The organism is Pedobacter africanus (assembly GCF_900176535.1).
Taxonomy (GTDB): domain Bacteria; phylum Bacteroidota; class Bacteroidia; order Sphingobacteriales; family Sphingobacteriaceae; genus Pedobacter; species Pedobacter africanus.
Genome location: NZ_FWXT01000001.1, coordinates 1,690,634 through 1,702,775, shown reverse-complemented (window position 1 = coordinate 1,702,775; position 12,142 = coordinate 1,690,634). Strand labels below are relative to the sequence as shown.

10 protein-coding genes are annotated in these 12,142 nt (G+C 43.7%); 3 read left to right on the top strand and 7 right to left on the bottom strand.

What is annotated here, in order from left to right; translation table 11 throughout:
• Positions 1-66: 66 nt before the first annotated feature.
• From B9A91_RS07075 to B9A91_RS07050, 6 genes are all read right to left on the bottom strand, one after another.
• A complete protein-coding gene (locus tag B9A91_RS07075) occupies positions 67-1,620 on the bottom strand; it encodes a helicase HerA-like domain-containing protein (RefSeq protein ID WP_084237669.1) in 1,554 nt (517 codons plus the stop codon).
• A 101-nt stretch (positions 1,621-1,721) separates the two neighbouring features.
• Positions 1,722-2,840 (bottom strand): M42 family metallopeptidase, encoded by a 1,119-nt coding sequence (locus B9A91_RS07070; RefSeq protein WP_084237668.1) that lies wholly within the window; start codon positions 2,838-2,840, stop codon positions 1,722-1,724.
• Between the two features lie 51 nt (positions 2,841-2,891).
• Positions 2,892-3,314 (bottom strand): GNAT family N-acetyltransferase, encoded by a 423-nt coding sequence (locus B9A91_RS07065; protein WP_235012484.1) that lies wholly within the window; start codon positions 3,312-3,314, stop codon positions 2,892-2,894.
• A complete protein-coding gene (locus B9A91_RS07060) occupies positions 3,314-4,477 on the bottom strand; it encodes an MFS transporter (RefSeq protein WP_084237667.1) in 1,164 nt (387 codons plus the stop codon). Before B9A91_RS07060 ends, B9A91_RS07065 begins: the two co-directional genes overlap by 1 nt.
• On the bottom strand, positions 4,477-6,018 hold the full coding sequence (locus B9A91_RS07055; protein ID WP_084237666.1) for an acyl-CoA carboxylase subunit beta: 1,542 nt from the start codon (positions 6,016-6,018) through the stop codon (positions 4,477-4,479). The genes B9A91_RS07060 and B9A91_RS07055 overlap by 1 nt, the downstream gene beginning before the upstream one ends.
• A 35-nt stretch (positions 6,019-6,053) precedes the next feature.
• Entirely contained in the window at positions 6,054-7,289 is a 1,236-nt protein-coding gene (locus B9A91_RS07050; protein ID WP_084237665.1) for a porin family protein, read from the bottom strand.
• 207 nt (positions 7,290-7,496) lie between these two features.
• Here B9A91_RS07050 and B9A91_RS07045 point away from each other — a divergent pair, with 207 nt between their 5' ends.
• From B9A91_RS07045 to B9A91_RS07035, 3 genes are all read left to right on the top strand, one after another.
• Positions 7,497-7,835, top strand: coding sequence for a hypothetical protein (locus B9A91_RS07045; RefSeq protein WP_084237664.1), 339 nt, complete (start codon positions 7,497-7,499; stop codon positions 7,833-7,835).
• Positions 7,836-7,918: 83 nt separating this feature from the next.
• Complete coding sequence (locus B9A91_RS07040; RefSeq protein ID WP_084237663.1) at positions 7,919-9,523, top strand: SulP family inorganic anion transporter; 1,605 nt, start codon at positions 7,919-7,921, stop codon at positions 9,521-9,523.
• Positions 9,524-9,528: 5 nt separating this feature from the next.
• Positions 9,529-10,200 carry a carbonic anhydrase gene (locus B9A91_RS07035; RefSeq protein WP_084237662.1) on the top strand — a complete coding sequence of 224 codons (672 nt, stop codon included), beginning with the start codon at positions 9,529-9,531 and terminating at the stop codon, positions 10,198-10,200.
• A 245-nt stretch (positions 10,201-10,445) separates the two neighbouring features.
• Here B9A91_RS07035 and pruA read toward each other — a convergent pair whose 3' ends face one another.
• Positions 10,446-12,074, bottom strand: a complete 1,629-nt coding sequence (gene pruA, locus B9A91_RS07030; protein ID WP_084237661.1) for an L-glutamate gamma-semialdehyde dehydrogenase — start codon at positions 12,072-12,074, stop codon at positions 10,446-10,448.
• Between the last annotated feature and the right edge of the window lie 68 nt (positions 12,075-12,142).

The window sequence follows — 12,142 nt, the reverse complement described above, 5'->3', positions numbered from 1 at the left end:
TATAATACGATGCTTTTCGCGGGGCTAAAAATACATTTTTTGTTTAAGGTAAAGATAGTTTTTTATTTAAAATCCGAAGATACCTTTTCCACCGCTGCTTCTTGGTTTTTTCCCAGTCAGCATACCGAACAATCCCCTTACAATTTCTTTGCCAATCTGCCGGGTAATGGTTGCTCCCATTACCCGTTCAATAATGCTCTTTTCTCCTTTTGCAGGCGCCTGTTCTTCTCTGGCCTGTTCCTGCGTTTGCTGTTCTGCCTGCCTGTCATTTACCCTTTTGGTCAGAATTTCATAAGCACTTTCCGGATCGATGATTTCCTGGTACTTTGCGGTCATGCTGCTGGATTGGATTAGTCCATTGTATTCGGCAGTGGTTAGGGGCCCCATTATAGCCCTTGGTGGCGTAAGCATGGTAGCCGCCACTTCTGTAGGAATGCCTTTTTCATTCAGAACAGTGATCAGTGCCTGTCCTGTTCCCAACGAAGTTAAAACCTGGTCAATTTTATAGAATTCTGAAGTTGGATAGGTATTTACTGTTTTTTTCATGGCGTCTGCATCATTGGGTGTAAACACTCGCAAGGCATGCTGTATGCGGTTACCCAGTTGAGATAATACGCTTTCTGGCACATCAGTAGGCGTTTGGGTGCAAAAGAACACGCCTATGCCTTTAGAACGGATCAGCCTGATGATGGTTTCGATCTGTTCTAAAAATGCTTTAGACGAGTTTTTAAACAGCAGGTGGGCTTCATCAAAAAAGAAGACCAGCTTGGGTTTGTCCAGATCCCCAGCCTCTGGCATATTGTAGAATATTTCTGCCAGCAGGCTTAACAAAAAAGTTGAATATAATACCGGTTGGTTCTGAACATCTGAAATATTCAGCAGGCTGATTACTCCTTTGCCATCAACCTTCTCAAACAGGTCTTCAATGTCAAAAGAACGTTCGCCAAACATAGCACCAAGGCCCTGTTGTTCTATGGCTACTATTTTTCTTAAAATGGTACCCGAGGTAGCGGTTGATATTTTTCCGTAGGATTCCTTGATCTCTTCAGCACCTTCCTCACTTGACAGGTAAGAAACCAGTTTTTTAAGGTCGTTGAGGTCGATGATCGGCATTTTATTGTCGTCGGCATATTTGAAGATAACGGCAAGTACGCCGGTCTGGGTATCGTTCAGGTCCAGTATTTTGGCGAGTAAAACAGGCCCGAATTCAAGGACGGTCGCCCTCATCTGGGCGCCTAGTTTTCCTGATAAGGAATAAACTTCCAATGGGAAACCCGCAGGGCTAAAAGGCCTATTGAGTTGTTTTGCCCTATCCTCGATTTTGGGGTTGACAGCACCTGGTTGATTTAACCCGGACAGATCGCCTTTCACATCCAGCATAAATACCGGTACGCCTGCGTCTGACAATTGCTCGGAGAGCAATTGCAGGGTACGCGTTTTTCCAGTTCCTGTTGCACCAGCTACCAGTCCGTGTCTATTCATCATGTGCAGTGACAGGTTTATCTCGGCATCAGACCATACTTCACCATCTAATATACCGGCCCCGAGGTAAATATATGATCCGCTGGGCTTATATGAAGCTTTGATCTTTTCTATAAATTTTGCTGACTGATTGCTCATGAGTAAAATGTTTTTGTGTACGAAGAATTATAAAAGTAACAAAAGCACTGGGTTTTAAAAAATAAAGGCCTGCTGGTGATGGTAGCAGGCCTTTAAGTCAATTATGAATTTGAATATCTGAAATCGTGATCTTTCTTTATGTTTAGCAGGGAGTGGTAGATCAGGCTGATGACATTGTCTACATCTTCCTTATGTATCATTTCTACCGTGGTATGCATATAGCGTAGGGGCAGGGAGATCAGTGCAGAAGGAACTCCACCGTTGGAGTAAGCGAATGCATCTGTATCTGTTCCGGTTGAACGTGAAGATGCCTGGCGCTGAAAAGGAATGTTGTTTTTCTCAGCGGTTTCGATCAGCAGCTTGTTTAGATTGGTTTGAACAGCTGGCGCATAGGAAACCACAGGTCCTTTACCGCAGGCAAGATCACCCTGAGTGATCTTATTGATCATTGGGGTAGTGGTATCGTGGGTTACATCGGTAACAATAGCTACATGAGGTTTAATCCTGTCGGCGATCATTTCTGCACCGCGAAGTCCGATTTCTTCCTGTACGGAATTTACGATATATAAGCCAAAAGGAAGTTTCTTTTTGTTTTCTTTAAGCAAACGGGCTACTTCGGCGATCATAAAACCACCGGCTCTGTTGTCGAGCGCCCTCCCTACATAGTAACGGTTGTTGAGCACCATAAATTCATCTTCATAGGTAATCACACAACCCACGTGTATGCCCAGCTTTTCTACCTCTTCCTTGCTGGTACAGCCGCAATCCAGAAATATATTTTTCAGTGCAGGGGCTTCTTCTTTTTCTCCGCCGTTGCGGGTATGGATGGCAGGCCAGCCAAATAAGGCTTTAACCATTCCTTTATCTGTGTGTATATTTACCCGTTTAGAAGGGGCAATCTGGTGGTCGGAGCCACCGTTGCGGATTACATAGATCAGTCCATCGGCGGTAATGTAATTAACGAACCAGGAAATTTCATCAGCGTGGGCTTCAATAACTACTTTAAATTCTGCTTTAGGGTTAATTACACCCACGGCGGTACCATAATTATCTATAAAGCTCTCATCTATATAAGGTTTTAAATAGTCGAGCCATAATTTCTGGCCTGGGTATTCAAATCCGGTAGGGGATGGATTATTGATATATTCTTCAAAAAACTGGAGCGATTTTTTAGTAACCACAGAAACATGATTCTGTTTGTCGTCTTTCTTTTTAGCCATTATTTTATTTTTAATCTAAGCAAATATATAAATCGGGTGTTAACCCTGAGTCTAATTGTTCAGTTGTAACTCCATAATGACAAAGTCAATTCCGTTACTTACACTGGTTTGCCGGGTTGTTGCAAAACCAAATTTGCTGTAAAAGCCCGTTGCCGAAACACGGGCATTGCACCACAATTTTTTACCACCCGCATTTTTCACATAAGATATGATGTGCTCAAGCAACTGAGTCCCGAAGCCTTTGCCTTGCGCAGCAACAATTGTCGCAAATTTTCTGAACTGATAACTGTCGTTTTTATGGAACAGTGAAACTACAGCAGTTAGTTTGTTGTCAATATACAAGCCAAAATGGGTACCTTCTTTGTCGTTGTCCAGTTTAATACTGTCAAAAGGAAGGTTAGGGTACATCACTTCATGTCTGATGCGCCAGGTTAAATCAAAGCTGATCTGCTGAATCCGGACTTTGTGCATCATCAAGGTTTTATTTTATGGCTGTAGAAATTATAGATCAGTATGTTTAGGATCACCACCAGGCTGGTCCCCAGGCAGAACAAAGTCCATTGCCCATTTTCCCATAACCACAATCCGAAAGCTGAGCCAACAGAGGCACCTACAAAGCTCACCGACATAAAAATGGTATTCAGTCGGTTCCTCGCTTCCGGGACCAAGGTGTATATCCTGGTCTGATTGGTAACGTGTATGGCTTGCTGGCCGATATCTATTAAGATAATTCCGGCTATAAAAAAGTAGAGCTGACTTCCGGTGAAATAGAAAGCCGCAATACTAATGAGCTGCAGGAGGAGACCGGTCAGTAGATTTTTCCTTGGGTTTTGTCCGCTGCTCAATTTACCTACCAAAGGGGCTGCGAGGGCACCGGCCGCACCTGCAATTCCGAATAAACCAATCTGCAGGGTTTGAAAATTAAAAGGGGGATTGGCCAGAAACAATACCATCGTTGTCCAGAATGCGCTAAGGATAGCGAAGGCCAGAAAGTTAATGATGGAAGCCTCTCGCAGTACCGGTTGCGTTTTGATGTAACCCCACATGGATGACATCAGTGTGCCATACGAGCCTGTAAATGTGGGTTTGCTTAGGGGAAAACGTTTGGCCATCAACAAGAGCAGCAGAAAGCAGATGCCGGCAGCAATAAAATACATGGTCCGCCAGCCCCATAAAAAGCCTATGCTTCCGCTTACTGCCCGTGAAGCGAGGATGCCGATCAGTAATCCGCTCATGATAATACCAATGGTAGGGCCTCTTTTCTCATCAGAAGTAAGGTTAGCAGCCATAGGCAAAATGAGTTGTGGGATGATGGAACTTGCGCCAATCAGTACACACGCAATTTGCAGCAGTAAAAAGGTATGCGAAAAGGCTGCAAGCAGCAATGCGCCTACGGCCAGACCGGTAATCATCAGGATTTGCTTGCGGCGTTCAAACATATCGCCCAACGGCACGAGTAAAAATAAGCCCAGTGCATAACCTGCTTGCGTCAGGTAAGTGATCCTGCCGGCATAACTTTCACTGAGGTGGAACTCGCGCGCTACAAGTATCACAAGGGGCTGGCAATAATAGATGTTCGCCACAATAAGCCCCGTACAAAAGGCCATCAATAAGACATCGGTACGACTAAGCTGCATTACAATGGGATATTTCCGTGCTTTTTACGCGGAGTATTCACTACTTTATTTTCCAGCATTTTAAAAGCCTTAATTAATTTGATCCGGGTTTGCGCCGGTTCAATCACTTCATCTATAAAACCCCGTTCGGCGGCGCGATAAGGGTTGGCAAAGGTATCGGAATAAAGCTTTTCCTTCTCGAGCCACTTTTCTTCAGGCTTTTCTGCATGCGTGATTTCTTTTTTGAAAATGATCTCCGCGGCTCCTTTTGCACCCATTACTGCAATTTCTGCAGTTGGCCAGGCGTAATTCATATCAGCCCCTATATGTTTGGAGTTCATGACGTCGTAGGCACCCCCGTAGGCTTTTCTTGTGATTACGGTAATGCGGGGCACGGTGGCCTCACTAAATGCGTACAGCAGTTTGGCGCCATTGCTGATAATGCCATTCCATTCCTGGTCTGTTCCGGGAAGGAAACCGGGAACATCTTCAAAAACAAGCAGGGGAATGTTGAAGCAGTCGCAGAAACGGACAAACCTGGCTGCCTTTGTTGAAGCATGGTTGTCTAAAACCCCAGCAAGGTACGCAGGCTGGTTGGCTACAATGCCAATGCTTCTGCCTGCCAGTCGCGCAAAGCCCACCACTATGTTTTCTGCATAGTCTTTATGTACCTCCAGAAAGCTGTCGTTGTCCGCGGTTTCTTCTATTATGCTCCTGATGTCGTAGGGTTGGTTTGCATTTTGCGGCATGATATCGTTGAGCGCAGTCCTGTTTTCATCTCCCATTTCATAGGGTAGCGAGTCGGGTACTTCTTCGCAGTTTTGCGGCATGTAGCTGAGCAATCTTTTGATATGGTTGATTGCATCCAGCTCATTGGCGCAGGCAAAATGGGTGACGCCGGATTTCGTGGCATGTGTAGATGCACCTCCGAGTTCTTCTGAACTAACTTCTTCATGGGTTACCGTCTTAACGACATTAGGGCCCGTAACAAACATATAGGAGGTGTTTTCGACCATCAATATAAAGTCTGTAATGGCCGGGGAATATACTGCGCCACCTGCGCAGGGCCCCATAATGGCCGATAATTGAGGTACTACTCCAGAAGCCTGCACATTCCGGTAAAATATATCAGCATATCCGCCCAATGAGACTACACCTTCCTGGATACGGGCACCGCCGCTGTCGTTCAGGCCGATTACAGGTGCGCCATTTTTCATGGCCATATCCATGATCTTGCAGATTTTTTCGGCGTGGGTTTCTGAAAGAGAACCTCCAAACACGGTGAAATCCTGCGAAAACACATAGACAAGCCGGCCATTGATATTACCATATCCTGTAACTACCCCGTCGCCCAGATACTTTTCACGCTCCATTCCGAAATCGGTACTCCTGTGGGTTACCATCATTCCGATCTCTTCAAAAGAGTTTTCGTCCATTAAGAAATGGATCCTTTCCCGGGCTGTAAGTTTTCCTTTTTTATGCTGACTTTCAATCCTGGCTTCGCCACCACCGGCTTTTGCCTGTTTAATTTTATCCTGGAGGAGCTCTATTTTATGCTTCATTTAAAATGATTTTGTCAAATATCATAAATATATCGTTACCAGCGGTATTGCAACCTGACAGTAAATACATCATCTTTCAGATCTTCGAGATAGCCTGCCAGCTGGGTTGGATCGTTTACTACATGCTCATTGTAAACCGTTAATTTCATCCTTGAATTGATGAGGCAGGCCATGCCATAGCCTAAGGTGTTGAACTTGATATCGCCTGCAGTGGTATTGCTTCCCGGTGCGCCAATCTGTGTCTCTTTGAGGTCACTGTTCGGGTCATAAGAGTCATAGGCCAAGAGTGCAGTAAACCTGCTTTTTGCGATCTGTTGGGTTAGCCATAAATAATAACCCGAAAAGGGGCGTAAATAAAGGTCGGTAGCAGGCTGGGCTGCAAAGCTCTGGCTGGCAACAGGCCCAGTTATACTGGACGAACTGGCTACACCTGGTTGTGTACCGGCGATGTATTCAGCTTTAAAAAGGGTGGTTCCAAAAGTATTGTCGTACTGTAGCTGCAGGTTTCCTCCGTAATAATTGCGTTTGGCATTCCAGTCTACATAATCAGGGCTCGTGTTTTTAACGAAACCACTGCTGTTACTGCTAAAATAACTTTCTGTATCAGAGCGTACAGAGCCCTGGTAAATGGATCCGCCAAATCCGATATGTAGTTTTTTATTAGCCAGACTGTCAAATTTAAAACCCAGGTTGCCGACAATGTCTTTTTTGGAATCATAATCCCTGGCCGAATGGCCGCTGCCATTTATTACGGCAACTTCGGCGGTAAGGAAATGAAATTTGCCGTCGGGCCTGAAAGTAAGCATTGCACCCAGGTCCCTTTCACGGGGCATTAAAGTTTGAAATACCCTTGCCCTTTCGGGAAAGTCCCTGTAGCCTGAAGAATAAACAATTGAATGTCCGAAAGGGCGGTTAAACAATCCTGCTGTAAATAACAGCGCCTTTGAAGTGGGTCTGTGCAATTGTATGAAGGCATCCATGAGTTGTACGCCGTTTTGTGTGGCATCAATCTGAAAAACGATACTTGAATACTTATCGGCCCGGTCTATTTTTAACCTTCCCCTGCGGATCATAAAGCGATCTTTAGAGTTTTTTGCAAAATCTCCGCCGGAAAAGGACAGTATACCGGCCGATTGTGCTCTTTGATACTGTGTCTGCAGGTATCCTGTTATGGCAATCTCGTGCGTATCATAGGTTGAGGGTGCATTATTGCTTTGTGCAAAAGTAAAAACAGCGCATAGAAGAAGCAGACCTAAGGGTATTAATTTCATAAAAGCAGGTAAAATATTTAAAGGGGCTAAAATACGTTTAATGCTTCGTTTTCCTATAACAAGCAAGTTTATTTAAATTCAAGTAGCACCAGTACAGGGTTTGATAACAACTAAATTACATTTTTATTACATGACAATTTGTTTGTTAGGATATTTTGGCCTTATTTTTGAAAAAATTGAATCAAAAAACACACACACAGTTATTAAATGTTTTTAAGAAAATACCGTTTGTTGATCATTATTGCCTTTTTGGGCATCTTTTCTGCAAAGATGGTAATTTCCGGTGCCCCAGTGTTTTTTAATCATATTGATAAAGAGATCATGAATGCTGTGATCATGCAGATCGAAGTAGAGCATAGTGCTGACGGCGATAGTGGTAAAGCAAAAGTAAAGCTTTGCGATTATAAGATTGACCTGCATTATGATTACAGTTTTTCAGCTGTACTCAGTCATTTTGGAATTAATAACAGTTTTATTGATCACTTTAAACGGTATGTAGATCCTTTCCACCCATCTGTACCTACACCGCCTCCCAACCGCTGCTAATTTTTACAGGTATGACGTTCCCGCATCAGCACGAATTGTTGTACGTTTTTTAGAAATTAGTTAGAACATTAAAACATAGTTTTATGCAAAGTGGAAACTCAGTCTTTTCGAGACTGGAAGTGAAGAAGTATATTTTAAAAAAGAATTTAAAGAAGGATTTGCCCGCCAGTATAGTGGTATTCCTGGTTGCGCTGCCCCTCTGTCTGGGTATTGCGCTGGCATCCGGCGCTCCCTTATTTGCCGGTCTGATTACCGGTGTGGTAGGTGGTATTGTGGTAGCTAGTTTAAGCGGTTCACAATTAAGTGTAAGCGGGCCGGCGGCGGGGCTTACTGCAATAGTTTTGGGTGCTATAGGGCAATTGGGTGGATACCAGATTTTTTTATTGGCCGTAGTATTGGCCGGGGCCATGCAGCTGATCCTTGGTTTATTAAAAGGGGGGACCATTGGCAACTACTTTCCTTCAAGTGTAATTGAAGGGATGCTGGCTGCTATTGGTTTGACATTGATACTGAAGCAAACTCCACATGCCCTGGGAGTGGATTCTGATTTTTTTGGCGATGAAAGTTTTTTTCAGAAAGATCATGAAAACACATTCTCGGCTATAAGTGGTGCCCTGAACCATTTCAGTGTGGCTGCTATAGTGATCAGTGCCTTGTCGATTGGTGTATTGTTACTGTGGCCTAAGTTTAAAAAATTAAGTCTCATCCCTGCACCACTTATTGTAGTGATATTGGGTATCGGTTTAACACTGGCTTTTCAGGGTACAGGTTACGCACTTAAAGACGAGCAGATGGTGGCCATTCCGGTAGTCAATGGCTGGTCGGAGTTTATGGGGCTGTTTACCACTCCTGATTTTTCTCAGCTTACCAACGGTAAGGTATGGGTCGTGGCGGCAACCATTGCTGTTGTAGCCAGTTTGGAAACCCTGCTTAGCATTGAGGCTATCGATAAAATAGATCCGATCAAACGGGTATCACCTACCAACAGGGAACTGATGGCCCAGGGTGCGGGAAATATGGTGAGCGGGATGTTAGGTGGTTTGCCTATGACTTCGGTTATTGTCCGCAGTTCGGCCAATGTTAACGCAGGTGGGCGGACCAAGATGTCTGCAATCTTTCACGGAACCTGGTTACTTTTATCGCTACTTTTTATTCCAGGTCTGATAAATATGATACCTTTGGCATGTTTAGCAGCTATATTATTGGTAACAGGTTATAAATTAACTAGAATAGCTTTATTTAAGCACATGTACCATAAAGGGTGGGACCAGTTTATCCCGTTTGTGGTTACCATTGTTGCGGTATTGCTTACCGACCTTTTAAAAGGAGTGGCCATAGGTATGCTGATCTCTGTATTTTACCTGTTGCGTACCAATATGCGTAATCCGTTCTTCTACAAAATCCAGGAAGAAGGCAACAAGAAAAACATACGAATTAAACTGGCAGAGGAAGTATCTTTCCTTAACAAAGCTGCTATACAGGTAGTGCTGAACAAAATTCCGAAAGAAACCAATGTAATTATTGATGGAACAAACTCGAGGTACATAGATCCCGATGTTTTGGAAACTATTTTTAATTACAAACATAATGCCTATACCAAAGGTATTATTGTAACGCTCGAAAATGTTAAGGCGCAGTATATTGTGCCAAAATTAAATCACAAAGTCATAGAAGAAATTAACAATTAAATATTATGTGCGCTAAATTAGAAAAACAACATAACGAACATATTACTTACGATAGTTTATTACAGGGAAACAAAGAATGGGTTGCAGCTACCCTAAAAGAAGACCCTCAGTTTTTTGACCGCCTTTCTGCCGGTCAGGCCCCCCCTGTATTGTGGATAGGCTGCTCAGATAGCCGTGTGCCTGCAAATCAGATCACCAATACGATGCCGGGCGACATCTTTGTACACCGTAACATCGCCAATGTGGTTACACATACGGATATGAACTTGTTAAGTGTGCTGGATTATTCGGTAAACGTACTTAAGGTAAAACATATCATCGTTTGCGGCCACTATGGTTGCGGAGGTGTAAATGCAGCATTGGGAGATAAACAGGTAGGTTTAATTGACAATTGGTTAAGGAACATCAAAGACGTGATCCGTATACATGAGCGTGAAATGTCGACCATTAAAGACCCGCAAAAAAGAGCTGACCGTTTGGTTGAGCTGAATGCTATAGAAGGAGCAGCCAATGTAATGAGTACTTCTATTGTACAGAACGCATGGGCATCAGGACAGGAACTTTCCGTTCATGCCTGGGTTTACAGCCTGAAAACAGGATTGATCTCTGATATGCAGGTAAGTGCGTCAAGTGCCGATGACATTTCGCCGGTGTTCAAAATGAATGCAGGAAAATAACCATCCTCTGAGAAGGTAATTTTCAGGTTAAGCAGAGGAGTCAAGTAAGATTGTTAAATAGACGGTTTGCCGATCACAATGCTTAATCATATTGAAAGTTTTAGAGAACGTTAAATAAAAGCAGAAAAGCTCCGGGTTCATCACCCGGAGCTTTTCTGCTTTTAATCAGATTTAAACAGGATTCGGCGCTTTGCCATTTGCATCCTGCTTAACCGGAAATTACCTTCTCTGAGAACGGTTGTTTGCTAACCTAAGAAAGGGTACCTGTAATCCTTTGGCGGATCGAAAGTTTCTTTTATTGCACGTGGCGATACCCAGCGCAAAAGATTGATCATAGACCCCGCCTTATCGTTGGTTCCTGAACCCCTTGCACCACCAAAAGGCTGTTGTCCAACAACTGCACCTGTACATTTGTCATTGATGTAAAAGTTACCAGCGGCATTTCTAAGGGCATGTGTTGCTTTCTCAATGGCGTAACGATCCTGCGCAATTACAGCTCCTGTTAAGGCGTATATGGAAGTGGTATCAATAATGCTCAGTACTTTGTCGAAGTCTTTGTCGTCATATACATAAATCGTCAAAACCGGACCAAAAAGTTCTTCACACATAGTGGTATATTTAGGATCATCTACCACAAGTACAGTAGGCTCAATAAAATAACCTTTGGTTTTATCGTAGCCACCACCTGCAATGAGCTCTACCCCTTTATCTTTTTTGGCTTCATCGATGTATTTGGCCAGTTTATCAAATGAGTTCTCGTCGATAACTGCGTTAATGAAATTGCTGAAATCTTCGGTGCCGCCCATTTTAAAGGTGGCCAGATCGCGCAGCATAAACTCTTTTACCTTTGGCCAGATGCTTTTGGCAACATACACACGTGAAGCAGCAGAGCATTTCTGTCCCTGGTATTCAAAAGCGCCACGTATAATTGCTGTACTAGAAGCCTCAGCCTCAGCAGAGCCATGCACCAGGATAAAATCCTTGCCACCGGTTTCGCCTACAATGCGTGGATAGGTTTTGAACTTATGAATGTTGTTTCCAATGGTCTTCCAGATGTTCTGGAATACTCCGGTAGAGCCTGTAAAGTGAATGCCTGCAAAATCAGGGTGGTTAAAAATTACTTCACCTGCATCCGGACCTGAAACGTAAACCAGGTTAATTACCCCTGCAGGTAAGCCTGCTTCTTTAAAGATCTCCATTAAAACGTTGGCGGCAAAAATCTGTGTGTTTGCCGGTTTCCAGACCACTACGTTACCCATCATGGCGGCAGATGTTGGCAGGTTGCCCGCGATGGCCGTAAAGTTAAATGGGGTAAGGGCAAACACAAAACCTTCAAGCGGGCGTTGCTCAACCCTGTTCCATGATCCTTTTGGCGATACGGGAGGCTGTTGCTTATAAATGTCGGCCATATAGCTCACATTAAAGCGTAAAAAGTCAATCAGCTCACATGCTGAATCAATCTCTGCCTGATAGGCATTTTTACTTTGACCCAGCATGGTTGCAGCGTTCAGTTTATAACGGTACGGACCTGCAATTAAATCTGCAGCTTTCAAAAAGATTGCAGCACGGTGCTCCCAAGCCAGGTTTTCCCAATCGGCTTTGGCAGCTAAAGCAGCGTCAATAGCTTGCGATACATGAGTTTTATCTCCTTTACTGAATTGTCCAAGTATATGTTGGTGATCGTGTGGTGGAGTAACTTTTCCTTTATTGCCGGTATGTACTTCCTTACCTGCAATGTGCATTGGTATCTCAATTTGTTTTGAACGGGCATCGGCAATAGCGGCCATTAGCAATTCACGTTCTTTACTTCCGGGGGCATAACCCAGAATGGGCTCATTAACAGGGGTTGGTACGTTAAAAAATCCTTTAAGCATGGTATAATAAGTTATTTTTTACAAAGGTAAGGTAATTTTTTATTACGCGGGTAATACTTATAAGGCGC